Annotated in this window: 26 protein-coding genes and 3 pseudogenes; 12 read left to right on the top strand and 17 right to left on the bottom strand. The window is 45.1% G+C overall.

All coding sequences use genetic code 11. From position 1 onward, the window contains the following. Nucleotides 1-9 precede the first annotated feature (9 nt). From nrdE to LVQ76_RS15920, 4 genes are all read right to left on the bottom strand, one after another. Nucleotides 10-2,157 (bottom strand): class 1b ribonucleoside-diphosphate reductase subunit alpha, encoded by a 2,148-nt coding sequence (nrdE, locus tag LVQ76_RS15935; protein ID WP_232922042.1) that lies wholly within the window; start codon nucleotides 2,155-2,157, stop codon nucleotides 10-12. After that, on the bottom strand, nucleotides 2,130-2,540 hold the full coding sequence (gene nrdI / locus LVQ76_RS15930; RefSeq protein WP_232922041.1) for a class Ib ribonucleoside-diphosphate reductase assembly flavoprotein NrdI: 411 nt from the start codon (nucleotides 2,538-2,540) through the stop codon (nucleotides 2,130-2,132). The genes nrdE and nrdI overlap by 28 nt, the downstream gene beginning before the upstream one ends. Next, on the bottom strand, nucleotides 2,537-2,773 hold the full coding sequence (gene nrdH / locus LVQ76_RS15925) for a glutaredoxin-like protein NrdH (protein WP_232922040.1): 237 nt from the start codon (nucleotides 2,771-2,773) through the stop codon (nucleotides 2,537-2,539). The genes nrdI and nrdH overlap by 4 nt, the downstream gene beginning before the upstream one ends. Nucleotides 2,774-2,981: 208 nt before the next feature. Continuing rightward, nucleotides 2,982-3,410, bottom strand: a complete 429-nt coding sequence (locus LVQ76_RS15920) for a carboxymuconolactone decarboxylase family protein (RefSeq protein WP_232866635.1) — start codon at nucleotides 3,408-3,410, stop codon at nucleotides 2,982-2,984. A gap of 131 nt (nucleotides 3,411-3,541) precedes the next feature. Here LVQ76_RS15920 and pdxR point away from each other — a divergent pair, with 131 nt between their 5' ends. Continuing rightward, nucleotides 3,542-4,873, top strand: coding sequence for a MocR-like pyridoxine biosynthesis transcription factor PdxR (gene pdxR / locus LVQ76_RS15915; RefSeq protein ID WP_232922085.1), 1,332 nt, complete (start codon nucleotides 3,542-3,544; stop codon nucleotides 4,871-4,873). A 104-nt stretch (nucleotides 4,874-4,977) separates the two neighbouring features. Here pdxR and LVQ76_RS15910 read toward each other — a convergent pair whose 3' ends face one another. Next, nucleotides 4,978-5,304: an ElaB/YgaM/YqjD family protein gene (locus LVQ76_RS15910; protein ID WP_034457412.1), complete on the bottom strand. Its 327-nt coding sequence runs from the start codon at nucleotides 5,302-5,304 to the stop codon at nucleotides 4,978-4,980. A 160-nt stretch (nucleotides 5,305-5,464) separates the two neighbouring features. On the opposite strand from LVQ76_RS15910, the gene LVQ76_RS15905 reads away from it, so the two are divergent. Next, complete coding sequence (locus LVQ76_RS15905; protein WP_064513255.1) at nucleotides 5,465-5,806, top strand: DUF2002 family protein; 342 nt, start codon at nucleotides 5,465-5,467, stop codon at nucleotides 5,804-5,806. Between the two features lie 38 nt (nucleotides 5,807-5,844). On the opposite strand, the gene alaE is transcribed toward LVQ76_RS15905, so the two are convergent. Next, nucleotides 5,845-6,300 (bottom strand): L-alanine exporter AlaE, encoded by a 456-nt coding sequence (gene alaE / locus LVQ76_RS15900; RefSeq protein ID WP_064513254.1) that lies wholly within the window; start codon nucleotides 6,298-6,300, stop codon nucleotides 5,845-5,847. Between the two features lie 333 nt (nucleotides 6,301-6,633). On the opposite strand from alaE, the gene LVQ76_RS15895 reads away from it, so the two are divergent. Then, entirely contained in the window at nucleotides 6,634-6,921 is a 288-nt protein-coding gene (locus tag LVQ76_RS15895; RefSeq protein ID WP_232866637.1) for a DUF2623 family protein, read from the top strand. Nucleotides 6,922-6,966: 45 nt separating this feature from the next. Here the strand turns inward: LVQ76_RS15895 and LVQ76_RS15890 are convergent, their stop codons facing one another. The 3 genes and pseudogenes from LVQ76_RS15890 to LVQ76_RS15880 all read right to left on the bottom strand — a co-directional run. Beyond that, entirely contained in the window at nucleotides 6,967-7,146 is a 180-nt protein-coding gene (locus LVQ76_RS15890; RefSeq protein WP_232905243.1) for a GDFGVC terminal motif YodC-like protein, read from the bottom strand. Between the two features lie 83 nt (nucleotides 7,147-7,229). Continuing rightward, nucleotides 7,230-7,754, bottom strand: coding sequence for a rhodanese family protein (locus LVQ76_RS15885; RefSeq protein WP_232922039.1), 525 nt, complete (start codon nucleotides 7,752-7,754; stop codon nucleotides 7,230-7,232). Nucleotides 7,755-8,305: 551 nt separating this feature from the next. Then, nucleotides 8,306-8,780 (bottom strand): annotated as a pseudogene (locus tag LVQ76_RS15880) (FHIPEP family type III secretion protein); the annotation flags it as partial. Between the two features lie 272 nt (nucleotides 8,781-9,052). On the opposite strand from LVQ76_RS15880, the gene LVQ76_RS15875 reads away from it, so the two are divergent. Next, a complete protein-coding gene (locus LVQ76_RS15875; protein WP_232905244.1) occupies nucleotides 9,053-10,576 on the top strand; it encodes a sensor domain-containing diguanylate cyclase in 1,524 nt (507 codons plus the stop codon). Nucleotides 10,577-10,654: 78 nt separating this feature from the next. Here LVQ76_RS15875 and LVQ76_RS15870 read toward each other — a convergent pair whose 3' ends face one another. The 6 genes from LVQ76_RS15870 to LVQ76_RS15845 form a co-directional block, all read right to left on the bottom strand. Then, nucleotides 10,655-11,515 carry a PA4780 family RIO1-like protein kinase gene (locus tag LVQ76_RS15870; protein WP_232922038.1) on the bottom strand — a complete coding sequence of 287 codons (861 nt, stop codon included), beginning with the start codon at nucleotides 11,513-11,515 and terminating at the stop codon, nucleotides 10,655-10,657. 195 nt (nucleotides 11,516-11,710) lie between these two features. Next, complete coding sequence (locus LVQ76_RS15865; RefSeq protein ID WP_232922037.1) at nucleotides 11,711-12,355, bottom strand: Qnr family pentapeptide repeat protein; 645 nt, start codon at nucleotides 12,353-12,355, stop codon at nucleotides 11,711-11,713. 211 nt (nucleotides 12,356-12,566) lie between these two features. Next, on the bottom strand, nucleotides 12,567-12,971 hold the full coding sequence (locus LVQ76_RS15860; protein ID WP_232922036.1) for a dTDP-glucose pyrophosphorylase: 405 nt from the start codon (nucleotides 12,969-12,971) through the stop codon (nucleotides 12,567-12,569). Between the two features lie 131 nt (nucleotides 12,972-13,102). Continuing rightward, nucleotides 13,103-13,393 (bottom strand): Bor family protein, encoded by a 291-nt coding sequence (locus LVQ76_RS15855; RefSeq protein ID WP_232866650.1) that lies wholly within the window; start codon nucleotides 13,391-13,393, stop codon nucleotides 13,103-13,105. 315 nt (nucleotides 13,394-13,708) lie between these two features. Continuing rightward, nucleotides 13,709-14,803: a GGDEF domain-containing protein gene (locus tag LVQ76_RS15850; protein WP_232922035.1), complete on the bottom strand. Its 1,095-nt coding sequence runs from the start codon at nucleotides 14,801-14,803 to the stop codon at nucleotides 13,709-13,711. 221 nt (nucleotides 14,804-15,024) lie between these two features. After that, nucleotides 15,025-15,315, bottom strand: coding sequence for a helix-turn-helix domain-containing protein (locus tag LVQ76_RS15845; protein ID WP_232922034.1), 291 nt, complete (start codon nucleotides 15,313-15,315; stop codon nucleotides 15,025-15,027). 527 nt (nucleotides 15,316-15,842) lie between these two features. Between LVQ76_RS15845 and uraH the strand changes: the two genes are divergently transcribed. From uraH to LVQ76_RS15830, 3 genes and pseudogenes are all read left to right on the top strand, one after another. Then, nucleotides 15,843-16,244, top strand: coding sequence for a hydroxyisourate hydrolase (gene uraH / locus LVQ76_RS15840; RefSeq protein WP_232866656.1), 402 nt, complete (start codon nucleotides 15,843-15,845; stop codon nucleotides 16,242-16,244). A gap of 34 nt (nucleotides 16,245-16,278) precedes the next feature. Further along, nucleotides 16,279-16,557, top strand: a pseudogene (locus tag LVQ76_RS15835) (phage polarity suppression protein); the annotation flags it as partial. Between the two features lie 74 nt (nucleotides 16,558-16,631). Continuing rightward, nucleotides 16,632-17,195, top strand: a pseudogene (locus LVQ76_RS15830) (IS3 family transposase); the annotation flags it as partial. 84 nt (nucleotides 17,196-17,279) lie between these two features. Here LVQ76_RS15830 and LVQ76_RS15825 read toward each other — a convergent pair. Together LVQ76_RS15825 and LVQ76_RS15820 are read right to left on the bottom strand one after the other, a co-directional pair. After that, complete coding sequence (locus LVQ76_RS15825) at nucleotides 17,280-17,939, bottom strand: helix-turn-helix domain-containing protein (protein ID WP_232922033.1); 660 nt, start codon at nucleotides 17,937-17,939, stop codon at nucleotides 17,280-17,282. Nucleotides 17,940-17,993: 54 nt separating this feature from the next. Beyond that, the gene (locus LVQ76_RS15820) at nucleotides 17,994-18,275 is read right to left on the bottom strand and encodes a hypothetical protein (RefSeq protein ID WP_232922032.1); all 282 of its coding nucleotides are present in this window, start codon (nucleotides 18,273-18,275) and stop codon (nucleotides 17,994-17,996) included. 271 nt (nucleotides 18,276-18,546) lie between these two features. On the opposite strand from LVQ76_RS15820, the gene LVQ76_RS15815 reads away from it, so the two are divergent. From LVQ76_RS15815 to LVQ76_RS15795, 5 genes are all read left to right on the top strand, one after another. Further along, entirely contained in the window at nucleotides 18,547-19,125 is a 579-nt protein-coding gene (locus LVQ76_RS15815; protein ID WP_232922031.1) for a fimbrial protein, read from the top strand. Between the two features lie 40 nt (nucleotides 19,126-19,165). Then, a complete protein-coding gene (locus tag LVQ76_RS15810) occupies nucleotides 19,166-19,888 on the top strand; it encodes a fimbrial biogenesis chaperone (protein ID WP_232922030.1) in 723 nt (240 codons plus the stop codon). A 21-nt stretch (nucleotides 19,889-19,909) separates the two neighbouring features. Beyond that, nucleotides 19,910-22,483, top strand: a complete 2,574-nt coding sequence (locus LVQ76_RS15805; RefSeq protein ID WP_232922029.1) for a fimbria/pilus outer membrane usher protein — start codon at nucleotides 19,910-19,912, stop codon at nucleotides 22,481-22,483. 8 nt (nucleotides 22,484-22,491) lie between these two features. Continuing rightward, complete coding sequence (locus tag LVQ76_RS15800) at nucleotides 22,492-23,694, top strand: fimbrial protein (protein WP_232922028.1); 1,203 nt, start codon at nucleotides 22,492-22,494, stop codon at nucleotides 23,692-23,694. Nucleotides 23,695-23,864: 170 nt separating this feature from the next. Then, complete coding sequence (locus LVQ76_RS15795; RefSeq protein ID WP_232922027.1) at nucleotides 23,865-24,935, top strand: hypothetical protein; 1,071 nt, start codon at nucleotides 23,865-23,867, stop codon at nucleotides 24,933-24,935. The last annotated feature ends 328 nt before the right edge of the window (nucleotides 24,936-25,263 follow it).

The raw sequence follows: 25,263 nt of genomic DNA, 5'->3' as shown, positions 1-25,263 counted from the left end.
GTTTTCTCCTTATAAAGCGCAGGACACACAGCCCTGCACCTCCGTTCCATCCAGTGCCATCTGGCGCAAGCGAATGTAATAAAGCGTTTTGATGCCTTTTTTCCAGGCATAAATCTGCGCTTTATTAATGTCACGAGTGGTGGCGGTATCGCGGAAAAACAGCGTCAGCGATAAACCTTGATCAACGTGGCGAGTGGCTTGCGCATAGGTGTCGATAATTTTTTCCGGGCCGATATCGTAGGCATCCTGGTAAAACTCCAGGTTGTCGTTAGTCATAAACGGAGCCGGATAATAAACGCGCCCGATTTTGCCTTCTTTGCGAATCTCAATACGCGACACTATCGGGTGGATGCTTGATGTTGCGTGGTTGATATAAGAGATGGAACCCGTCGGCGGGATAGCCTGCAAATTCTGGTTATACAGGCCGTATTCCATTACGTCGTCACGCAACTGTTGCCACTGTTCGCGGGTGGGAATGGTGACCCCAGCTTTGGCAAATAACGCGCGCACCTTCTCGGTTTTTGGCTGCCATGTTTCGTGCAGATACTGGCGGAAATATTCGCCATTCGCATAACGTGATTGCTCGAAACCAGCGAAGCGCTGTTTGCGTTCTCGTGCCAGTAAATTTGATGTGTGTACTGCATGCCAGGTCACGGTATAAAAATAGAAATTGGTAAAATCCAGACCCTCTGGCGAACCGTAAGCAATGCCTTCGCGCGCCAGATAACCATGTAAATTCATCTGGCCGAGGCCGATGGCGTGTGACGCGGCGTTTCCTGCTTCAATCGACGGTACTGAGCGAATATGACTCATATCGGATACCGCTGTTAGCCCGCGAATTGCGACTTCGATAGTCTCGCCAAAATCGGGGGAATCCATGGTATGGGCGATATTCAGTGAGCCGAGATTGCAGGAAATATCTTTACCTGTTTGTTGGTAATCGAGGTTTTCGTCGTAAGTAGAAGGGCTATTAACCTGCAAAATCTCTGAACACAGGTTGCTCATATTAATACGCCCGGCAATCGGGTTGGCGCGATTTACCGTGTCTTCAAACATGATGTACGGGTAACCGGACTCAAACTGGATCTCGGCCAGTGTCTGGAAGAAATCACGCGCATTAATAAAGGTCTTGCGAATACGCTCGTCCGACAGCATTTCTTCGTAAAGTTCGCTGACGGCAATATCACCAAATGGCTTGCCGTAAATACGCTCGACATCATAAGGCGAGAACAACGCCATCGGCTGGTTATCTTTCGCCAACTGGAAAGTGATATCCGGGATCACCACGCCAAGCGAGAGCGATTTGATACGAATTTTTTCATCAGCATTTTCGCGCTTGGTGTCGAGAAAACGCAAAATATCCGGGTGATGGGCGTGAAGATAAACCGCGCCTGCGCCCTGGCGCGCACCGAGCTGGTTGGCGTACGAAAACGCATCTTCCAGCATTTTCATAACCGGAATAACACCGGATGACTGGTTTTCGATGCGTTTGATCGGCGCGCCAACTTCACGCAAATTGGAGAGCAGGAAAGCTACGCCACCGCCACGCTTAGAAAGCTGCAATGCGGAATTTACCGCGCGACCAATCGACTCCATATTGTCTTCAATTCGCAGCAAGAAGCAGGACACCAGTTCGCCGCGCTGCATTTTCCCACAGTTCAGAAAAGTGGGCGTGGCAGGCTGGAATCGGCCGCTGAGCATTTCATCCATCAATTGCGTGGCGAGGTTTTCGTTACCCTGCGCCAGTGTTAACGCCACCATGCACACACGGTCCGGGAAATGTTCCAGATACTCTTTACCGTCGTAAGATTTCAGTGTGTAGCTGGTGTAATACTTCCAGGCGCCGAGGAATGTCTGGAACTGGAAACCGCTGTTGAGCGCCTTCTCAAACAACGTGACAACAAAGCGGCTGTCATAGCGTTGTAGCACGGTATTGTCGTAATAACCTTCTGCCACCAGGTAGTCGAGGCGAGCTTGCTGGTGGGGAAACTGGCGCGAACGGGGTAGCACATGTTGTTTATAGAATTGCTCTACCGCCAGCTTATCTTTCTCAAACTGGATATGGCCTGCGGAATCATAAAGATTCAACATGGCGTTGAGTGCGTGATAATCCGCGCTTTCCGTCGCCATTACGCTGATAGCTTCTGTCGTTGCCAAAATTCGTTGACTCCCTTACGCACGTTTTCAATATCTTGCTCGGTGCCGAGTAACTCAAAACGATAGAGATACGGCACCTGGCATTTCTGGGCTATCACGTCGCCCGCCCGGCAAAATCCTTCGCCGAAATTACGATTACCGCTGGCAATCACACCGCGCAGTAACGAGCGATTCGTCGGATTATTTAAAAAACGAATGACCTGGGCCGGTACGGCACCGGCAATTCCACCACCGCCATAGCTGGGCACTATCAAAATATAAGGTTCTGGAACGATCAGCCGCTGTTTGAAATCCAGCGGAATGCGCAGCGCGGGTAATTCCAGGCGTTCGACAAAACGCAGAGTATTTTCCGAGGTGCTGGAGAAGTAGACGAGGTTGCTCATGCAGTGACTCGTAAGCGCAGGCGGTTGATCATATCCGGCCGGAATCCGCTCCAGCTCTCTTGTTCAGTGACCACAACAGGCAACTGGCGAAAACCTTTTTCCCGTAAATCATCAGCGGCTTCCGGGTGTAAATCGAGGTTAATCAGCTCGAAATCGAACCCACGGCTTTCCATTGCCCGCTTGGTGGCATGGCACTGAACACAGTCATTTCGAGTGTATATGGTAATGCGCATGATTCTTATTCTCTCTGTTGTTGAGAATATGAATACTAGATGTGGGTAATAAAATAATCAACCATACAAGATATAGTATTTTTGAATAAGGATAGAAAAGGTGATGTGCGGGGCGGGTTGCGGGAAAAAAGAATTTTTAGGGTGGATTAGCGCTAGCGAATCCACCACTATGGTGCGGGCGTCGCTGCGCCAATCCGACCAGAAAAAACTACATACGCATACTGATCGCCAGGCGGTTGAACGCATTCATCAGACTTGCAGTGAAAGTAAGATCGCTAATCTCTTGTGCGGTGAAGAATTGCAGTAGTGGCTGATAAACCGCATCTTCCGCGCCTTCAGTGATAAGAGTGATGGCTTCGGCCCAGGCTAATGCCGCGCGCTCTTTTTCACTGAAGTGATTACTCACTTTCCAGCCCGCCAATGCATCTAGCTTGGTCTGGTCTACGCCATCTTTGCGCAGTGCTTTTGAGTGCATCTCGAGGCAATAGGCGCAGCCGTTAATTTGCGAGACGCGCAGGAAAACAAGTTCAATCAGGGTCGAGCCGAGTGAGCTCGACTCCAGACCTTTCAGTGCCTGAAGCATTGGCTTGAATACGGCTGGGGAAAGGTCGTAGTAAGGCTGGCGTAATTCAATCATGGGGTAATCCTCGTGTTGGTGTGCGGGCAATTTAACACTATGATGGACTACTAAAGAGAGCCATAAATTAACTAATAAAGCAGGCCATAATGGCAAAGTCGATTGAACCCGTAGTGAGTGCTCATCATTCGATTCCGCGTTACCAGCAAATCGCGAGGCAGCTTAAGCAGGCTATCAGTGATGGCGAGCTGGTTGCCGGAAGCCGCTTGCCATCAAGTCGCACCATGGCGCTGGAACTTGGGGTGGCCCGGGCAACCGTGGAAAATGCCTACGGGGAGTTGGTTGCGCAAGGGTGGCTGGAAAGACGTGGCCAGGCAGGGACCTTTGTCAGCTTGTCGGTGACGAAAGGCGCAAATAACCCCGAGACTACAACCAGCCAACCGCAAGGTACACCACGTCCGTTCCAGGTGGGTTTACCCGCGCTGGATGCATTCCCACGTGCATTGTGGGCGCGAATTATGGGACGGCGCTTACGTCTGCAAACACGCTACGATCTCGTGTTACCCGAAGCGAACGGGGAATCGACATTGCGCCAGGCCATTGCCGATTATTTGCGTTTCTCACGCAGCATCGACTGCCAGCCGGAGCAGATTTTTATCACCGCAGGTTTTCAGGCTGCAATGAGGCTGGTTGTGCATACCCTTGCCAAACCTGGTGACGGAATCTGGCTCGAAGATCCCGGTTATCGCTATGTGCGCCCGGTATTTTCAGAAGCGGGCATGGCATTACATCCGGTGCCGGTCGATGGTGAAGGGATGCAGATTGATTATGGTATTAACCATTTCCCAGATGCGCGTTTTGCACTATTGACCCCGGCTCATCAAAGCCCGCTGGGCGTGGCTTTATCAATAACTCGCCGTCGCCAGTTGCTTGACTGGGCTGCGACAAATCATAGCTGGATTGTTGAGGACGATTACGACAGTGAGTTCCGCTACCACGGAAAACCGCTGCCGCCGATAAAAAGCCTTGATGGTCCGCAGCGCGTTATCTATGCCGGAACGTTCAGCAAATCTTTGTTTCCCGCTTTACGAGTCGCCTGGCTGGTGGTGCCGCAACAGGAGGTTGAGGCATTTTCACAGCACACACATTTCCTGCCATGCACTGCTCCATTGTTGATTCAGCAAACCATTGCAGATTTCCTGCGCGAAGGGCATTTCTGGCGGCATCTTAAAAAGATGCGTTTGTGCTACAGCGAGCGAAGAGTATGGCTGGAGAGTGCGTTGCAACAACAGGGGTTTGATGTCGTCCCACAGGCGGGAGGTATTCAACTGGTGATGCGCGTAAAGGGTGATGACCGTGTACTGGTGGCTAAGGCTCGCGAGGCAGGGCTTGCGGTGCAGGCTTTAAGCGACTGGCGCATCGTTTCAAAAGGGGAAGGGGGAATATTGATGAGTTTTACTAATCTCACCTCACAAACTATGGCGTTAAAAGCCGCAAAACATCTACGCGATGCGATTAGCTGAAATCAAACAGCCACAAAGATGTAGTTTGAGGTATGACGGATATAAAAAACCCCGGAAGTGGCTCCGGGGTTAGACGCATATTTATTATCACTACACTTTTCGGATTATCGACGGGAAGCTAATAAAGCCCCGATGAAAATACCTACAGCGGCGCTGATACCCACGCTCTGCCATGGTTTATCGCGCACATATGTATCTGCACAACCTACTGCATCACAAGCAGCCTGTTTTACGCGGGTGCGACCATGAAGGCGAGCTCTTGTCTCTTTAAGCAGAGACTCCGCTTTTTTGCGGGCAGCTTCCCCTTCTTCTTTAACATCGCTACCGAACGATTTAAGAACCTCTTCCAGCGTGTCAGCCAGTTGGTTCACGTCACGGTTAATATCATCAACGCCTTCGTCTACATCATTTCGATTTACGCGGTTAAACATTGGTTTCTCCCTTTTTGCGATGTACTACTCAGTGTAGACCATAATTTTTAGTAATGAGTCAGTTCACTCTCTTTCACCGTCTTTATGGACTAATCTGAAAGCGTTGCTAATGCTGGTTATTGTAAGGTTGCGCTGCAATAGAAGATGACGAGGAAAAAATATGTATTTACGACCTGATGAGGTGGCCCGCGTTCTTGAAAAAGCCGGTTTTACCATGGATATAGTGACACCGAAAACCTACGGATACCGGCGTGGGGAAAACTACGTTTATGTAAATCGTGAGGCGCGGATGGGGCGAACAGCTTTGATCATTCACCCCACGTTAAAAGAACGAAGCCAGACTCTGGCAGAGCCTGCGACAGATGTAAAAACCTGCGATCATTATCAGCAATTTCCACTCTATCTGGCTGGTGAAACTCATCAGCATTACGGTATTCCGCATGGATTTAGTTCACGCGTCGCCCTGGAACGTTACTTGTCTGGCTTATTTGGCGAGCACTAATTCGAATGAGGCGTTGTTGGGTTCACACCTCAACGCTATCACACCTCTGCTTTTGCGCTTCGATAACCGCTGATACGGAATAAGCGACGGCAATAATCAAGAAAATAGCCATACGCAGCGCCCATAAGCATTGAGACGATGATATTTGAGCTTACCGCCGCGACTATTTGATTCCAGTCAGCTCCGACCGACCACAAAATAGCAACATATACAGGTGACTGGAACGTCACGTAAGCCAGTACATCGGCGAGATTTTTCGCCCAACTGGCCTGGCTATAGCGTTTGGTAAAACGCATAAATGCATCACGGTAAAAACCGTATGGCCAGGCAATCAGGATGTTTACGGGAATGGCGACCAGGCGCGAAGAGAGTGATTGCTCAAAACTCATGCCTGAGAGAAAGATTTCAATCATCATGTTCACAACCGAGCAATACACTACCATCGCAAAAGTATCTGCGACTGCATGGCGCAGGCGTGACTCAGGAGAAAACATTATTCCAACTCCGCATGATAATTAGCGATATACACTGCCATTTGGTGTAAATGGTAGTGCTAATAAATGATTTGTTTATGGCGGCTAGATTATATCCCTGCATGCAATTAGACAATTAGTGATAAATTTTTATTTAAAGGCATTTCGTCAATAAAATCCGCTAAATGAGACATCTCAGGCAGAGTTTCCTGATTTTGTCGTTTGGCTATTAATTTTTTATTTAAAATCAAATGGTTAATTTTTCAGGCGTTGCCTCAGTTTTAAGGCTACCCAGGGCCTGAAAAATCGTTATATAATTTGTTATATAACGATTTAATCAACAGGAGCATTCAAGTGGATAATCATTTTGGAAAGGGATTGATGGCAGGGCTGAAAGCCCGTGAAGCTGACAGTGTCACCAGAGTCACTCGCTTTTGCCCGGACTATAAACGCGGATTTGTGCTGGGGTTCAGCCATCGTATTTCAGAACAGACGGGCGACCGCCAACGGGCCGCATGGGAAGCAGGGGTGTTGACTCGTCGCTACAATCTCGACAAAGAATTGGTGGCTGATTTTTTCAAAGAAGTGAATGCGGATACCGCAGTGAAATGCTTTTTTGCAGGTTACGACAGAGGTTACTGAGAAACGTTGTTTGGCGGGCAAAACAAGACCCGCCTGAGATAGGCATTAGCAAACGCCAAAATCGTCATCTTCTTTATACAGCGCAACGTCTTCAGCCTTTAAGGTGACTGTTTCGCCTGTCAAAATGCTTCTGGGCGTACAGAACAGAGTATCTCCCTGAACATCCAGAACTTCATATTTTGGGCCGCCTTTTTTGGGCTGCACCAGATCGCCTGGTTTGAACATAGTTTTCCTCTTTCAACGAAGATAAATAAACAACGTCTATGGTTAACCATAGCCCAAAGCTGCAGGGTATATGTCGATTTAACCTAACGTTTGTTCCACGGCATTTTTTCGAGCAGACGCGCCATGCCACAAAAACCGCTTATACCTGCAAAGAGCAAACCTGCGCCGACAAATCCTGAGAGTAAGAAGAAACCTGGATGTACTGCGTAACCCAACACTACGCCTGCAAGCACCAACGTACCCGCAGCAATTTGTACCTGGCGCATCAAAGGTAATGGTTGTGATTTATCCGCAAGAATTTCCTGCCCGTCTTTCTTCCAGGCATCTAACCCACCAGTGAGGATCAATACTTTCGCCGGAGCCACAGCATCAGCCAGCTTTTGAGCATTTTGCGTGGTGCGCATACCGGACTGGCAATGAAAAATCACAGTATCGAAAGGGTCGAAGGGGCCAAGGCGGTCACCGTTTTCAATGGCCGAAAGAGAGAGCAAATGCGCCTCAGGGATATTCTCACGCGCATATTCATCCCGCTCGCGGATATCAATCAACGCGGCTCCTTGGGCGACAAGAATTTTGGCCTGTGCGGGGGAAATAGTCTCGATAGTCATGTTGTTCCTATTGGCAATAGAGTGCTTTTACTGAGCTAAGGAGACGATAAATGAAAAAGGAATGCACGGTTTTTTGGAAGTTTTTGATCGGTAGATCATCGATGAAGAGGTGCAGGAATATCAAACTATAGGACCTGGCCTGGATCTGGGTACTATGAGTGCTGCATTGAAAGTGTAGTAGAGCCTTTTGAAGGGAAGTTTTAATCGCCCTAAAAATATGGCTGTACCATTATGAGTGCGAACATCAAAGATATATGCCATAAGCCAGTGTTACTAAAATTAATTGAAAAATATGTCGACCTATAAGGGGGCTACGACAAGTAAACGTATTATTACTGTTTTTACTGACATTTATTGGACGGCATTTACCATTGTAGATGACGAATAACATAATGATTATATTACTACTGCTCCTCAAGTGATGATCTATACACATTGCAGTATGCTTAATTGTTTATATCATCTTACTATTATTGGTCATATATATATCAGAGAAGTAATTGGTACGGGGTTAGCTATGATAACCAAACAGAGGGTCTGAAAAGGATATATAAGTTGGCAACCAAATCTTCTACCAGTTTAGGTGCCTGCTGGTTCAAGGGATGATGTAGATGAGTGATTTCGTCGTAATTAAACAACTCAGGCAAGTAATTACGCGCTATTTTATTGACGTGAGTTGCGACGACGCTTGCACAATCCACCACCTGATAACCCAGATTCACCGCCTTCGCTTTTTGCTCCGGTAATATCAGGGTAATCGTCATATCATAAGCCGAGTTTGTATCCTGCACCCCATCGATTTCTCCGTATAGTTCCGCTCCGCACCAGGAATTGCGTGTTAGTTTCAGTACTGATGTCGCTACTGTCACACACTCGGGTCACAATAATTGCTGCAGCAGTAGAAAGTAGCAGGGAAGGAATTTGCGCGATCAGACTATCAACGATGGACAGCAAAACATACTGTTTGAATGAGTGGCCAGCATCGAGGTTATGGGAAAATAGACCGATACAGATACCGCCGATAACTACTTGGCTAAAGGCGTCAATCACGTTACCGGGGGCACCTTCGCTTTCGTGACCATGCAATAACACCACACGGGTAGCACTGCTTGCTATTTTAATAGGTTATACGATAATAGTCGCCCGATTAACTGGATGTTTATCATGTTTATGAGTATTAAAAAGTGATTGATTTGTTATTTGTTTAGAATGCAATGGTTAAATCATAGACATCAAGTCTATTTAATAGTTATTGAATTATGCTGTTTCTTTGCATAACAACTAAGAATTCCTTACTCATGTTAACACTAACTTCAAAACGCGCTCTGGCAATAACAATTTCTGTTGTACTTGCGCCATTTTTTTTAATTTCTATTTATTCTTTCTTCTACATTCGAATCAATACATCAAATCATTTTGATGAAACTATGTACAGGTTTACATCAAATAGCGCCCATAACTGCATTGAAAACCCAATAAGAAAAATTAATGTCCTGTTTAGTTCCTTGTCAGGTGTTATCGATAAATATGATATAAATCAGTACATTTCTTCTAATAACGCTGAATTGAATTTACTCATTCCATCTTTAGTTAATGCAAACGAAATGCTGTCGAGTGTACTCATTTCTGATAATCAAGATAACTACAAATTTTATCCACCTTTTGAATTAGAAAATTATAAACCAAGTTCGCGCCCCTGGTATCACCGGGATGGTTTTAAAGATCAAGTGTTCTACTCTGAACCTTATACTTCGGCAAAAAAAACCAACTCTGGAAAAAAGAAAGATAAATCGATAAGCGTGAGTATGAATCTTTTTGATAAACATTCTGAATTTATCGGTAATATTGCCTTTGATCTGAGTTTTGTTGCTATGAGCAATAATATGCAGGGGCTTATCGTCCCCTATAATGGTCACTTCAAGGTCGCAGCAATGGATGGCTCTGTAATTATGTCCTCCAATGTTAAGGATATTTTTAACCGAACCGTACCAGATTCGTGGATTAGAGAAGCAAAAGACTCTACGGGCTACTTTAGAGACGAAGTAAACAACAAGATTGTTTTTTATCAGGCCTATCAAAACCCCGACTGGATTGCCTTCACCTCGGTTGATATTAAAGAGTACGATAAATTATTAAACGATTCCTATATTGTTCTGGTATATGTCATTCTGGCCTGTATATTTTGCTACTTTATTATGGCCCTGATTTGCAGAGCATACTTTAAGCAGTGGATCGATACACTTTATAAAAATATTAATGATGATGTGAATGAGTTGCCACATAATTTTGCCGGGTTATGTCAGGGGTTGGCTAAAAAAAATGAAACTCTGAAAGAGGCAGTACAGGCTGCAAGTACCGACACCCTGACGAAAATAGGTTCCCGCCGCAGGTTTGAAGAGGACGCCCTTAACCTGGTTCGTTCAAATACACCTTTCCATCTGGCGATGATTGATTTAGATAACTTTAAAAAAATTAATGATACCTATGGCCACCCGACGGGTGATTTCGTTTTACAGCATGTAAGTAAGATTGGGCTTGAACGTTTAGGTGGTACTCATTCTATTTATCGTTTTGGCGGTGAAGAGCTAGTCGCCATCTTCTGCGGAATCACATTTGCTGAATGCTATGAAATTATTGATAGCTGGCGTTATACCGTTAGCCGCAGAAAATGGCGCGAGCAAAATCTAACGGTCACATTTAGCTGTGGAATAGCCAGTTCCGGGGATGGTAAAACACTGGATGAAATTGTTGCTTCAGCAGATAAGTCGTTATATGAAGCGAAGGAATCAGGAAAGAACTGTATTTATCCACCATTAAGTTGAGAGTATTTGCCCTTAGCGATTAAGTCTGGAAAGACAAAAAAGCCCGCATAACTTTTGCTATGCGGGCTTTTTTATTCATCATTCGTACTGTTGGTCGCGCTCTTTGGCTGCTCGCTGACGGTCGTAATACTCATCTTCTGCGGTAATGATTTCATCAATCAATGAATCCATATCCACATCATGGATCTCTTCGATGAAAAGCCCGGTCAACGGTGTTTCTGGCGTTAATTTCCCGTCTTCATATAACGCCCAGATCTCTTTTGCATAGCGAGTCTTCAACAGATGCGGGGCGAATTGGCCGTAGTATTCGGTGATGTTATTCACATCGCGCTCAAACATGGACTCAGCATGGTTGTTTGCAGCGGCGTCGACGGCTTGCGGCAAGTCGATAATGACCGGCCCTTGCGCATCAAGCAATACGTTAAACTCAGACAAGTCACCATGCACAATGCCTGCACACAACATGCGCACGATATTGCGGATCATGGTATTGAAATCAGCAATAGCGCTCTCTTCATCCAGCGTCACATCACTTAGGCGAGGAGCCACTGCACCATCGGCATCAGTCACTAGCTCCATCAACAACACGCCGTCAAGACACATGTAAGGCTGCGGCACACGTACCCCGGCATTAGCAAGACGGAACAGCGCATCGACTTCCGCAGTGTGCCAGGTTTCCTCTTGTTGCTTGCGCCCGAATTTCGAGCCTTTTTGCATAGCACGGGTGCTGCGAGAGTTACGGACTTTTCGCCCTTCCTGGTACTGCACGGCCTGCTTAAAGCTACGCTGTGATGCTTCTTTGTAAACTTTGGCGCATTGGATATTGCCACCGCATAACACAGTGTAAACGTCGGCTTCTTTGCCGCTCTTCAGCCTTTGGAGCACATCGTCAACCAGGCCATCATCAACCAGCGGTTGGATTCGATTTGGAATTTTCATGCCGCTTTATACCTTATTTCATCCGCTTTTCGTACCAATAACACAGCCGATGATACGAGAAAAAGAGGGCGTAATCTGGAGAGATAACGTAAATGCATGTATTTAATTGTTTGTCTGCATGGTCGCATTAAATTGTACATATGTCATACAACGTGCTGTGTGTTTGAAAGTTGAAACCCGCTGCATCATGCAGCCCTAGCCGATAATTGTTATTCCCAGTCGCTCCATGATTTGGATCACCTGATAATTATCCAGTTTTACTCCTTGTAAGTCGATGCCGCGTACGTCCAATTCACCCAATTCTGAGTTGGTTAAATCGCAATGGGTAAAGTTTGCTGCGCGCCAGTCGAATGAAGAAAACTCTCCCCCGGAGAGATCGGAGCCACTAAAGGTCGCGCCAGGTATCTGAGCGCCATTCCAGCGGTTTTCCCACAACTCACACTTCTCAAGCACTACCTTAGTAAAGTTGGCGTAACTCAGGTTGGTTTTGGTGATGTATGCACTGCAAAACCAGGTGCGTGTTGTGATCATATTCATGAAGCTTGCACCACGGAAGTCTGCGCCCTGGGCCCGACACTCGCGGATTTCAACACCCAATGCGTTTGCGTTTCTGAAATCAGCCATCGATAAATCACAGCTCTTGAAGGCAGCATCCCTCAGTATTGCCCGGCTAAAATTACCACCTTGCTGGCTTTCCCTGTCGTAAAACTGGCAGCCAATAAACTCTGTACCCGTCAGGTCAGCCCCTGAAAAGTCACAGTTATAGAAAGTACTGTTTTCAATTTTCGCGCCGGTAAACTGATTACGACCAATCTTTTCGCCATTTAAAGCCAGATTCATAGCAATTAACCTGTTTATTTATACAGTCATTAGTTGATTGTAACCCGAATTAAGGTGATGGGAAATCGGTTTGCAGCACGTTTTTTGTGTAGGGCGTAGTAGGGCGTTAAGAGTGAGACAGAACCCACCATTCAGTAATCGTAAGGTGGATAAACATAGGATTTGGCGCATTGCCGATTCTGAATTTATGGCAGTAAGACGTTGCCTGAAATTATAGCGGAAGGGCTGTAAACTCGAGCGCCAGGCCAATGAGCGTCATATTTTGCACTGATGGCTCCGCCGTCGCTGCAATCAACGTGCCCTGGAATTTCAGTTTTTTGAAGGGCCCATTAATGATAAGCCTTGCGCGCAGACTAGGGAGCGCCTGAGAACTGACAGGATAAACAATGCGCCCTTTGATCGGGACAGGGATTTTACGTAATTCAATGCGCTGCAAGACGCCGATATCAGCGTAGAGCACCGCAACCGGGGTGACCGAAGCCAGCGGCAGCGCCGAGACACTAATAAAATCCAGTAGCAATTCAGGTTGCAGATAATGCAGCCCACCATGCGTCACGGTAACGCCTGGGATTTCCGGCATGGGGAAAGACAGTGGAAGGAGTGATGATTCAGTCATTAATTCCTTCTCCATAAACAAGGTAGGTTCCGTATCAGCAGCTTGTGCCAGTCAGTAATCAAAACTACGCGATATCTGATAAAGGTAGACCATCCTTCAGCAGGCATTCAATGAATGCCTGCGAAGAATAATTATTTAGAACAATATACTCGGGCTTCACGAGGTGTATAAATACCAAGTGATACAACTCGCAGAAGTACATCCATTCCTGATTCCTGTACTTCTGTGCGGATGACTTTATCAGCCCCACCACAAACAAGAGCGGCATCTATGGTCTGAGATTGCCCAAGACCTTGAACAAAGAATGTTTGTTTAGTTTCCTGAGAAGGTTTTTCAGCAATACCGTCATTAATCTTGAAGGTTTGTTGAGCGCAACCAGATAATGCCATAGTTGTAATAGCTGCAATTAATAATTTTTTCATGGTAACCATTTTATAGTGAAGTTAAGAGTTTATATGTTCTTTCTTAAAGTACTTAAAAAATAAAAGTTCGCACACTTTATCTTCAGAATAGTAAAGGGCGTTTAATTTATATTGATTTATGTTAAATGAAATGCGTGGAATTGTTTTAGCGATGATTGCACTATGTTGAAAAGTGTTGGTGTAGAGGGTTTGAAATCATTCTCATTTTCAAGAAAGTAGGTTTGATTTATTGGCTCGTAAAGGTGACTGGCCACCTTTACGATTCATTGGTTATGTCAGCAGTTGGGGGCATTATCTCTTTCTGTAAGCTATATATTATTTGGATATTCGGTAGCAGTTTCTTCCATTATCCTTTGCCTCATAAAGAGCTTTGTCTGCACAATTTATAATATCATTTACATACTTTGCATCGTTACAAATAGCCGCACCTTGCGTGACTGAAATGCGCTGGTCTCCTATGGATTTCAAGCTACTTTCATTGATGGATTTTTTGATATGCTTACACAGCATCTCGATCTTTGCAGAGGTTGCATCATTGATGATAATAATAAATTCATCTCCACCATATCGAGAAACGCTTGATGCGAAAGGTTTAATACAACTTTTAATTTTATCGGCAACGGTGATAAGACAATCATCGCCAGCGACATGACCAAAGCTGTCATTTATCTTCTTAAAAAAATCAATATCAACAAGTATGATGGCAAAGGCTTTTTGTTGAATCACACATCTCGAAACCGCTTTTTTAAACTCGACCTCAAAACCACGGCGATTAAAAACACCTGTCAGATAATCTGTTTGGGCATAGTTATACGCATTAAATGCTTTTTTTTCTAAAATTAATGAAGTGGCAATCTCCTTGTTTATTCTTCTTTTAATTAAAGAGTCGCTGGTTTTTATAATGAACCAAATTCCTGCCAGGATAATTGACATGTACAGGGATTGAAGTAATCCATTTTTTAAAAAGGTTGCCAGTAATAATGAGCTGAAAATAGGTAGGCAATAAACAAAAATTAGCTTTAAGGGATAACCAGATACAACGCCACAAAACAATACGATCACGCAAAGAAAAACTGGCCCGAGAAGACGGTTTTCCATGATATAACAAAAAACAATGCCCCCCCATATGAGCCCATTAATAAAAATAAGCATTGATGCATTTCTCATCCAGTTTTTATCAAGATAAGAAGGATTTAATGTGCGAACAATCCACAGCGTGGATATGAATAAAATATAAATGAATGCAAGGTTTTTACTGTAAGTATTTACTGTTATATATTTATCATCGTCCAGGAAATAGGAATAAAATAAAACAAAAGCAGACAGTGTTAATGTCACAACAATAAACCATGCGCCACTGAGGGAGATCATTTTACGTCTCTCTTCATCAATAGCATCATCATAATTCATAATATCATTACTCTTTTTTTCATTTGCTGGTGTTTATTAACATTTGGAATGTTTTTGTACAAAAACATTCTTATAATATCACAGGTTCCATTTAGGGTAATGATTCTACCGGCTTAATATGGGGACTATTCTGATCACAGTCGTCAATCCAGCCAGAAGGTTTTCATCCCTTCTAATTACAGCGTCACCTGTGAAAGATTCAGGCAGATGACGCTAGTTGTTTATTTTGGATTACGGTTGCGCATTAACCGGATGATCGGTTCGTTTGTTTGAGGATTAAAGTAGCGGCTCGGCCAGATGATTTCGACGGGTACGTCAATCGCTTTGCTTATTATCAATTCACCTTTCGCCCATGGGCGTATCAGCGCATTGGCAAGAGTCGTCGAACTTAAGCCTGCAGCGCGGGATTCGGCAGCCAGCGAGGTGCCTTTTTTATGCAGCGCCGCGATGATATCGGCCTTGTGCCAGTCTTGTTGAAAAGGTAGGAAAGTAGGGCTGTGTGAAAGTGTCATTTACATCTCCAAGGTAAGTGTTTTTGACCACCAATGGAGCTGCGAAACTCTTGATTGGTGGTAGCTCAGACAAGGTTCGCAGTACCGGTTACCTTGGAGACCCGGCCAGCCCGAAGGCTGCCCTGCCTGAGCCACCATTGAATGTTCAAACACAGATTAGCGTTTGACAGATGAACGGAGGCGCAACACATAAGTATGAGATATATGTGTTCTCAAGGTAATTTCCAGGCTGCGAAACCCGGCTGCGGATTTTGCCGCAGCGGCGCTGACTATAACGTAAATCGGAAGTGTTAACCAACCCGCTAATAGACGGAATGCGAGCTGTTTTCCAAAGAATTTTTATGAGTTTCATGAGTTACAGACTATTCACGCACTTCTTTAAATCCTTGATGATTTTTTTACACCAGGGCTGTCGCTGATCAAAGCCAATTGCAGTCTTAAAGACGCAGACATATAACAAAAAGTTTAATTTTATTATGTCTGTAGGTTCATATAATCCGTTAACAAATTCACAACAGGTTAACGCAATGAAAATCTTAGCGGCTTCTATTCTCTCCTTGATCAGCTTCAGTGCACTTGCAGCACCAGAAGGCACTCTTAGTGTTCATATTCTCAATCAACAGACTGGTTTACCTTCCCAGGGCGTAGTCGTTGAATTGGACAAACAAGAAAGTTCTTCCTGGAAGCATCTTGCGACTTCGAAAACGGATACCGGTGGCAGAATCAAATCACTTTTCCCGAACAACGGTGATATGGAACCAGGCATCTATAAAGTGACCTTTAAAGTGGGGGATTATTTCAAGGCAAATAATCAGGAAACATTCTTCCCGTCAGTTCCTGTGATTTTCAACGTCACTAAGACGAATCAAAAGCTCCATATCCCTTTATTGTTGAGTCAATACGGTTACTCAACTTACCGGGGAAGTTAAGATCAATCATCGTTAATTGTCTTTGAGTTTATGGATGGCCACTGGCATTTGCCGGTGGCTTTTTGTTTTATGGGAAGGGAAAACAGCACAAATCACAGACACAAAAAAGCCCGCAGGGCTTGTGCCATGCGGGCTTTCAGGACTTCCTCGGACTACTCTGGTAATCGTTGAGGGAGAATTTAGGTGGGTGGCGGGGCGTTATATTCGCTCTCATGAAGCGGTACAGCACACCAGTATTTGTCATTCACTCGATGCATTTATGAAGCAAAATGGGGCAGCACTGCTCAGTACGCTGGCACCAGAATTAATGGGGATTAATCAGCTTCCTGCGGCAATCCGCGAGATGGCCATACGGCGAGCGACGCATTACGGGGATGCTTACATAAGGAACATATTGAGATCCCTAATTATCTGGATCGCCAGTTTGCTGTTACCGAGCCTAATCAGGCCTGGTGCGGTGATGTGGCTTATATCTGGACGGGAAAACGCTGGGCTTATCTGGCTGTTGTACTCGATTTGTTTTCCCGCAAACCGGTTGGCTGGGCGATGTCATTTTTCCCGGATTCTGCACTGACAGGTAAAGCCCTGTCGATGGCCTGGGAAACACGGGGAAAACCGGCTAATTTACTGTATCACTCGGATCAAGGCAGCCACTATACCAGCAGGAATTTCAGGCAGTTACTGTGGAGGTGTCAGATAAAGCAAAGCCTGAGTCGCCGGGGGAATTGCTGGGATAACAGCCCAATGGAACGGTTCTTCAGAAGCCTGAAAACAGAGTGGGTACCGGATAATGGCTACGTGAATTTTAGCGAAGCCAGCACGGCAATAACGAATTACATCACAGGATATTACAGCCAGCTCAGACCTCATCAATATAATGGTGGTTTGACGCCGAATGAATCAGAACGATTGTTCTGGAAAAACTCTAAAGCCGCGGCCAGTTTTTGTTGACCACTACATTAAGAGACTTCTACTGTCTGGATTTTTGCGTGGCCTACTCATCTTGAAACCATTTTCAATGATCTAATTTAATATCTAAAAATGTATAGGTATATGCTTAATATCCATCAAGTGCCCGTTTTCAATACTAATGTATCCTCCTCTTTTTAATGCAGAAAGCATGTTCATGATTGCAGAACGTGAGAGACGGGTTTTACCACGGATGTAATTCTCTGCCGTAATCGAATCCCTCAGCGTTTGTGGTTTGCTCATCAGTTCATAGAGTTGATATCGAACCTGCTCGAAAACAGACGGAGAAACGAGTTTGAATAACACTTCTGCCGCCATACTGGCCACCAGTTGCAGGTGCCTGGCAAAAGGTTCCCACAAGTTGTGTTTTGTCAGTAATGTATAAAAGAGTTCTTTGTCCAAAATGGCAATTTCTGCGGATTCGATTACCCGCAGTATATGCAGCGACTGGGAGGTCTCATGAATTGGAATGATCCCTCTTATCGTTGGTGCTTCGAGAAGTTCCACTAAAATGTCATCAGGTTGCCGGTAAAGTGAGATAGCGCCCTTGCGTATAATAAAACAGTCCGACTGATTATCTGCGCCGATGCTGAGTCGCTTCCCCACAGGATAGGCCCGGTAGGTTAAATAAGGATCAAGTGTATCCAGCAAAATCTTCAGATATCTCGAATCCACGCGTGTGCACGCAGGGCCAGACATTCCCATACTCGCTAAGTGGTTACTCATTATTTTACCCATAAAAGTACTTTTTATAAGGTTAGCAGAGATGATACGAGACCGTTACAGTGGTGGAAGGTTGATCGAGTAAAAGTTCATAACCCATTGATCTATAAGGTCTTCTTCAAGGTACATCACTTCATAACCATCTTCCAGGAGTAACGGGATGCAGGGGTAGTATTCCGGCCTCTCCTCTTCCATAGCGTCTTTAACTTCCATTTCAGTAAACATACTGAAATCAAATTGTTCCAGGTACCACCTTTCAAAGTCCTCATCGGAGCGAAGGACTTTGGAGTTCTTGTTAACCCCACGTGCAGTGATATTGACTTTCCTTGATGTATTCATTGTAAGTACCTTACCTGTGTTAATGCGAACTGACACTAACTCAGTGGGTAAGCAAGCACCATCATTCCACGGTTGAAATTTGGACTGTAAAAAAATAGCCCCTGCCGACTGACCTGTAGATAATGTCTCCACCGGCAAATGAGTTTATCGGTTGGTTACAAATCCAATGACACCACAGTAATTAACTTTACTGTTTTGTCATCTTAAATGAAGGTTACTTAAACCTTTAAGCACATTAATAAATGTAGTCAAAAATTAAATGGAGCTGTAAATGAAATTAAAAACGGTGATATCTGTTGGCACTGTGCTGGCATTAAATTTAGTTAGCCTGCCATACGCAGCAGCAGTAAATACAATTACCTTTAATGGTCACATTACCGATGCAACATGTGATGTGACGCTTCAATACAAAGGTGCAGAAGCAGGTTCCGAGGGTACCGGTAGTATTGACGTCGGTGAAGTATCAGCCTCAGCGCTGATCGACCCTAATTCTTCAGCAGGTCAGGAACCTTTCCATATCCTCGCAAAAAATTGTTCTCTGGGCACATCTGCAAAAACAAAAATTGCAGCAAACTTTAAGAGTGCCAACGGCGATAATCAAGGTTATCTAAATAATATTGCAATAGCTTCTGCAGCAACGAATGTGCAGTTCAGACTTCGTGATTCGGCCAGTAAAATCATTAAGGTCAATGATCCAAATCAAGTAACAAATACAGCTACAACGACAATTAATACCGATGTTGGCGGTATAACGGATATGCTTTATTACGTTGAGTTTGTTTCAACAGCGGGTAGTGCAACTCAAGGTAACGTAACAAGCACTGTCGATTATGAATTAATGTATCAATAAGCTTATTTATTTCCCTGTTAAAAACTTAGGTGTTTTATATATGAAGTCTTTTAGTAAAAAATCTGCATGGGTATTTTTTGCATTTAGCGCTGGCATGATGTTCAGCCAGCCGAATTATGCCAGTATTGTTATGAATGGAACCAGAGTAATATATCAGGGAAATAAAAATGAAGTCACAATAAGCTTAACCAATAAAAACCCCAGGCCAGTATTAATCCAAAGCTGGATTGATACTGGCAATGAAAAAACAGCCCCTGAAAAGATATCGGTGCCCTTTGTTCTGACACCGCCTATCAATCGGGTTGACCCCAATAAAGGCCAAACGATCCGCATCAGCTATACCGGGGCTTCCGCATTGCCCACTGACAAGGAGTCGTTGTTTTGGCTTAATGTGCTGGAGGTCCCTGCAAAGGATAAAAATAGCGCAAAAACTCAACAGAAATTGAATGTCGTATTTCGTACCCGCATTAAATTATTTTACCGCCCTGAAGGCTTAGAGGGTAACAGCAATGATGCTCCGGACGAAATACATTGGCATTTAAATGGTCAGGGTGCCACGGCAAAAAACAATTCAAAATACAATATCACGATATTCACCATTCATTATAAAGACAAGGGGACATCATCAGAAATTGATGGAAAGATGATAGCCCCAGGTGAGTCTCAACAATTTTCTTTGAAAAATACGGGCAGTATTGATGGGCTCTCATTTAGTACAATCAATGACTATGGAGCACTCATTAATCATAAAGCAAAAAGCTAACTTCCGGATAGGGTGACGAACGTGTCCATAAAAAATGGTTTTCTTTCTGGTATCTATTTATATAGCTTTTCGATGTTTGTCTTTTTCACACCATTTTGCATCAATGCTACTGAAATAAATAATAATACAGAAGAAGATAAACTAGCCTCACCTGAGGATACTGCGGCAGAGTTCGACACCCAGTTATTACGTCAAGAAGGGCAGAGCCAAATCGATGTTAGCCGCTTCACCTATGGTTCAAGTGTGGCACCGGGTAAATATCGGATTGATATTATTGTTAATAACAATCTGGTTTCGCATGAAGAGGTCACATTCAAAGAGGTTGAAAAAAACAGAGCCGAAGCCTGTTTAACACCCGATATTATTAAATCAATTAATCTGAATATTGAAAAAATCCCTTTCGACGCACGAAAAGGTCTTACTGAACTGGCTGCCTGTACCGACCTTGCGCATATGGTCCCAGATGCCACGGTTAAATTTGATGCTGACAAACAACAGCTCAACATTGAAGTGCCACAGATCTATTTACAGCACACGGCACGCGGAAATATTGACCCGGCACTTTGGGACAGTGGCGTACCCGCATTAATGCTGGGTTATTATATGAATGCCTATGACTCGCATTATAGTGATGCCGGGACATCGCGTTCATTCTATTCCTCCATGAATGTTGGTTTAAATATTGGTAAATGGTATTTCCGCCATAGTGGTGCTTATAACTGGGATCAGGATAACGGCGGTGGTTACCAGAGCACCAACACCTATGTGCAGAGAGATACGGAATTTGTTCGCGGTCATCTATACCTTGGGCAATATTACACCTCAGGGCAAATGTTTAATTCAGTGTCCTATACCGGTGCGCAGCTGGCCAGTGACGATCGCATGCTGCCTGCGTCACAGCGGGGATATGCACCTGAAATTAGGGGTATCGCGAAAACTAATGCCAAAGTCACCGTGCGTCAGTCGGGCAATATTCTTTATCAGACCACCGTTGCGCCAGGGGCATTCTTGATTGATGACCTCGGGCCGACAGGTTATGGCGGCGATCTGGATGTTACCATTGAAGAAGCGGATGGCAGTACCCAGCAATACTCCCTCCCCTATTCTTCCCTGGCACAATCACTGCGCCCCGGAGCCCAACAGTTCAGTGCCACGGCAGGTAAGTTACGCGATTACAACTTATCCGAAAAACCGATGTTTTACGAAACAACCTACATGCGTGGGTTAACCAATATTCTGACCGCTTATGCCGGCGCACAATATAGTCAGAACTATCAGGCCGTACTGGTGGGCGCAGCCGTTGGCACCCCAGCCGGGGCCATCAGCGCTGATGTCACGCAATCCTTGAGTCATATTGGTGGTGAAACCGGCGATTTAGCAGGTCAAAGCTATCGTCTTAGCTACAGCAAACTCATTAACGAGACAAACAGTAATATTACGATCGCGGCTTATCGCTACTCGAGCTCCGGCTATATGGATTTACAAACTGCCGCGCAAACCCGCGATGCGGTTAAACATGAGGGTGATCCTGATACAATCTGGCGCTCAAAAAATCAGTTTTCTCTCAGCCTGAACCAAGGGTTGCCTCTGGGGTTGGGCAATCTGTATATCAGTTCATCCATGCAGAGCTACTGGAATAACGGCAACAGCTATAACACGCAATATCAGGTGGGGTATTCCAATAGCTATAAGTGGCTGAACTACAGCATTAACGCCAGCAGAAACAAAGCAGAAAATGGCCAGGATCAAACCACCTGGTATCTGACGCTTTCTATGCCGCTATGGCCGGGGCATGGCGGCGCGACACCGTATGTCAGCATGCGCTATAACGAGGACAGCGATGGTGGCCGGGGTGAGCAGGTTAATATGTCCGGTTCGTTTGGTGACGATAACCGGTACGGCTACAACGTCAGTGGCGCGCATGATAACTATTCGGGAAGTTCCGGTAGTGTCAGTGGGTCCTGGGAAGGGAGTAAGGCGACGGTAAACGGCAGTTACAGTACCGGGAGCGGCTATAACAGCACCTCTGTTGGGATGTCCGGTGGAATTGTCGCTCACTCGGGAGGCGTCACCTTCTCACCATATAACAGCGATAACTATGCGCTGATTGAAGCCAAAGGGGCCGAAGGGGCAAGTGTGTCCGGCTATGCCGGTGCCACGGTAGATTCTTCAGGTTACGCTTTGTCGCCATCTCTGGTGCCTTATCAGCAAAACCATGTGGCGATTAACCCGGAAGGCTCTGACTTAGGTGTGGAGTTTGAAAACACCGCGCAGGATATTGTTCCGCGGGCGGGCTCGGTCGTGAAAGTGAAATTTAATACCCACACAGGCACACCGCTACTGATTGTCTCAACGTCGAAGGGTGAGCCATTGCCGTTTGGTGCCGATATTTTTGATGATGAGAATACCCACGTAGGTGCAGTGTCACAGGGCGGTGTCATTTACGTGAAAGTCAGTAAACCAAAAGGAACGTTGACCATTAAATGGGGTGAGGATGAGCATAGTCAGTGTCGGGTGGCTTATGCCTTAAAACCAGCCGAATCCAATAAAAACAGTAAAAATGCGATCCAGCGTTTTACCAGCGTTTGCCAATAGGTGTGAATATGTCCTTTTTTAAGTTAGTTATTTTAATTTTTTGTTTCCATGTTTTTTCAGTATTTGCAGGATCAACTAATTGTGAGACAGTCAGCTCACAACCTGATTGGACATCGATACACACCAATATGGAATTAAAACCTGAAAACGTTAATGTAACTATAGGTTCTAATTTATCCGACTGGCAAGTAATCTATGAAATTGATAATTTAGTCATTGGGAAATTCTATACCACTTGTAATGGTTACGACAATTCACAATATACGTTACTTAACGCAGGAAACATCGCCGGTAATTCTGGGGGGATGACCATTTATGAAACTGATGTCCCGGGCATTGGTATTTCTGTTAGTAGATATGATGGAAACGGTTCTCCCAGTTCTCTCAATGTATATCCTGCTAGCACGGGTTGGGGGCAGGATAGCCCTTCTCAAGGAACACCTTATAGAATAAGCGTTAAATACTGGAAGATTCCAGGGAAAAACATCCCTTTAAATAATGGTAGCATATCTGTGACAGGGCCTGAGGTTGCTGGATTAGTCGGTGTGGCAACGAATTATACAATAACCAGCAGTCACAGTGATAGAATCTTAGGTATTGACTATATTAATAACTCCAGAATTTTACATGCCACGCTTATTTTCCAGCCGGGAACCTGTAATATTGAAGGTGATGACGTCAGAGTCGACATGGGGGATTTTAATGGGACTGATAGAACTCATTCAGAATGGAAAGATGCCAGTTTTAAACTCATTTGCCCTGACGCATATGGATATCATGGTTCTGCAGATGCCCAAAACAATGCAAATTATCCATATCAACTTTCGCCCAGTGCAAAAATCACACCCAATAATATAAAAAATGGTCGAGTCACAATCGGTATTGTTCCCTACACCGAAGTCATTGATGCCAATGAAGGTATTATCGCTCTGGATGGTACCGGTGCACAAGGCTATGGTATCCAGCTGGCCTGGGGTGACTACAGCAGCCAAAATTTAGTAGAGCCTGCAAGTCCAGTCGTATTAAACAGTTATTTTGATGCGAACTCACTGAATTCAGGATTCGGTGCTGGCGATACCCCTATTGGCGGGAATGCGTTTAGCGGGACAGATAACACCATTAAGATGGCTGCCCGATATATCCGTACCACGGGAGAAACAGCGCCAGGGCCAGCTAATGCAGTGGTACAAGTGATTGCGAATTATCAGTAGCACATGTTTTCATAATTAAAGGCAAACTTAATGTTATGAGGGTTTATAATATAATTTACCTAGCCCTTTGCATATTCACGCCCATTGCACACGGCCAGACAATAACCTGCTCACAGTCAGACGACCCGTGGGCAAGTATTAACACCAGCCTCGAATTAAGTCCCCCAGGAGTGACCATTACTCTTGGAGCGGCGATTCCCGATTATACAGTAATCTATACGCAGGATAACGTAACACTGGGGCAGGATCTCACCACCTGCGAAAAAAGCATATATTTATATCAAACGATCCTCGAACCGGGTCTTTTACCAGTGAACACTATTGCGGGTGACCGTATTTATCCAACGGATGTTCCCGGGATTGGAATATCTGTTTATAGTGCCGACATTGGTGCATCACTCCCGGTTTTTCCAAATTTAGCCATGAGTGGCTGGCTTAGTGGCCATGCCGGCGAGTATATGAGCGGTAAAATTAAGTTTTGGAAAATTCCGGGGAATATTCCTATGCAGTCCGGAGCATTATCGGTAAACGGCCCCGTTGTTGGGCAGGTATTGAATAACCCCCCCTACACTTTTGTGAATTCTGACGGCAGTACTGACAGGGTATATTCCAACGCGCAATATTTCATCACGAGTTCCAGAAAGTTACATGCAACGCTAATCTTTAAGCCTGGAACATGTGAAATACAGGGCAGCGATGTCATCGTTAAAATGGGTGACCATCCGGGTGTCAAAAATGAAAGTTCATCATGGAAAGAGGCAAGTTTTAAATTAATTTGCCCGGATGCACATGGCTATGGCGGCATAACAGCAATGAACAACGTCGGGCAATCACCATTTGGAGCGGGCACCTCAACAGCCGTTCTTTCGAAAAACAGCCAGCAAAATGGCCAAGTCAAGCTGGCTATTGTGCCTTACACGGCCATAGTTAATGCTGCAACGGGGATTATTGCTCTCGACGGAACTGGCGCAACGGGCTATGGGATCCAACTTGCGTGGGGGAATTATATGTCGCAAAACGAAGGTCAGCCCGCTAAACCAGTACATTTTGGCATCTCAAACTCAATTTATGCCAGCGAGTTGAATGCTCAGTTTCGTTCCACTCCCACGCCGATTGATGGTAATGCCTTTACCGGGGGGGATAATACCATTGAGATGGCCGCTCGATATATCCGTACTGATGGTGACGTAACTCCAGGCCCTGCATGCGCATCAGTGGAAGTGATCGCTAACTATGAATAGTGGTCTCAGACTAAAAGCATAATAGTACTCATCAGAGAAGCGCCGAACATTCATTCTATAGTCTTGTGCGGGCTATATGGGGTCCGCCTGGGAAAGGGAAAGTAACCCACACCAAGACTGCTTTTTAACCAAATAGTTGTTGGTTATCCCTCGGATTGCGAGGCTATAGCATTTCTGCATCCGAAACTTAGCGTTTTCGTACAGCACGATTACTCCATATCCCCCTATGGTCAGAGGCTTCCGTTCACTGGAACGAAACCACTTGTTAAGCTCAATTGACCTGCTCCCCATTGATTAGTACACCCCGATGTTAGTAATGTCTTCATCT

The organism is Buttiauxella cochleicola (genome assembly GCF_021283185.1).
Taxonomy (GTDB): Bacteria; Pseudomonadota; Gammaproteobacteria; order Enterobacterales; family Enterobacteriaceae; genus Buttiauxella; species Buttiauxella massiliensis.
Note: the sequence above shows the minus strand (reverse complement) of the source record. Positions and strands in the feature narration are given on the sequence as shown.

What these genes read in the sequence shown, in the direction of transcription:
- nrdI (WP_232922041.1), bottom strand. Translation starts at nt 2,540, where the DNA reads ATGAGCAACCTCGTCTACTTCTCCAGCACCTCGGAAAATACTCTGCGT.
- nrdH (WP_232922040.1), bottom strand. Translation starts at nt 2,773, where the DNA reads ATGCGCATTACCATATACACTCGAAATGACTGTGTTCAGTGCCATGCC.
- LVQ76_RS15920 (WP_232866635.1), bottom strand. Translation starts at nt 3,410, where the DNA reads ATGATTGAATTACGCCAGCCTTACTACGACCTTTCCCCAGCCGTATTC.
- LVQ76_RS15910 (WP_034457412.1), bottom strand. Translation starts at nt 5,304, where the DNA reads ATGTTTAACCGCGTAAATCGAAATGATGTAGACGAAGGCGTTGATGAT.
- LVQ76_RS15905 (WP_064513255.1), top strand. Translation starts at nt 5,465, where the DNA reads ATGTATTTACGACCTGATGAGGTGGCCCGCGTTCTTGAAAAAGCCGGT.
- alaE (WP_064513254.1), bottom strand. Translation starts at nt 6,300, where the DNA reads ATGTTTTCTCCTGAGTCACGCCTGCGCCATGCAGTCGCAGATACTTTT.
- LVQ76_RS15890 (WP_232905243.1), bottom strand. Translation starts at nt 7,146, where the DNA reads ATGTTCAAACCAGGCGATCTGGTGCAGCCCAAAAAAGGCGGCCCAAAA.
- LVQ76_RS15885 (WP_232922039.1), bottom strand. Translation starts at nt 7,754, where the DNA reads ATGACTATCGAGACTATTTCCCCCGCACAGGCCAAAATTCTTGTCGCC.
- LVQ76_RS15875 (WP_232905244.1), top strand. Translation starts at nt 9,053, where the DNA reads ATGTTAACACTAACTTCAAAACGCGCTCTGGCAATAACAATTTCTGTT.
- LVQ76_RS15870 (WP_232922038.1), bottom strand. Translation starts at nt 11,515, where the DNA reads ATGAAAATTCCAAATCGAATCCAACCGCTGGTTGATGATGGCCTGGTT.
- LVQ76_RS15865 (WP_232922037.1), bottom strand. Translation starts at nt 12,355, where the DNA reads ATGAATCTGGCTTTAAATGGCGAAAAGATTGGTCGTAATCAGTTTACC.
- LVQ76_RS15860 (WP_232922036.1), bottom strand. Translation starts at nt 12,971, where the DNA reads ATGACTGAATCATCACTCCTTCCACTGTCTTTCCCCATGCCGGAAATC.
- LVQ76_RS15855 (WP_232866650.1), bottom strand. Translation starts at nt 13,393, where the DNA reads ATGAAAAAATTATTAATTGCAGCTATTACAACTATGGCATTATCTGGT.
- LVQ76_RS15850 (WP_232922035.1), bottom strand. Translation starts at nt 14,803, where the DNA reads ATGAATTATGATGATGCTATTGATGAAGAGAGACGTAAAATGATCTCC.
- LVQ76_RS15845 (WP_232922034.1), bottom strand. Translation starts at nt 15,315, where the DNA reads ATGACACTTTCACACAGCCCTACTTTCCTACCTTTTCAACAAGACTGG.
- uraH (WP_232866656.1), top strand. Translation starts at nt 15,843, where the DNA reads ATGAAAATCTTAGCGGCTTCTATTCTCTCCTTGATCAGCTTCAGTGCA.
- LVQ76_RS15825 (WP_232922033.1), bottom strand. Translation starts at nt 17,939, where the DNA reads ATGAGTAACCACTTAGCGAGTATGGGAATGTCTGGCCCTGCGTGCACA.
- LVQ76_RS15820 (WP_232922032.1), bottom strand. Translation starts at nt 18,275, where the DNA reads ATGAATACATCAAGGAAAGTCAATATCACTGCACGTGGGGTTAACAAG.
- LVQ76_RS15815 (WP_232922031.1), top strand. Translation starts at nt 18,547, where the DNA reads ATGAAATTAAAAACGGTGATATCTGTTGGCACTGTGCTGGCATTAAAT.
- LVQ76_RS15810 (WP_232922030.1), top strand. Translation starts at nt 19,166, where the DNA reads ATGAAGTCTTTTAGTAAAAAATCTGCATGGGTATTTTTTGCATTTAGC.
- LVQ76_RS15800 (WP_232922028.1), top strand. Translation starts at nt 22,492, where the DNA reads ATGTCCTTTTTTAAGTTAGTTATTTTAATTTTTTGTTTCCATGTTTTT.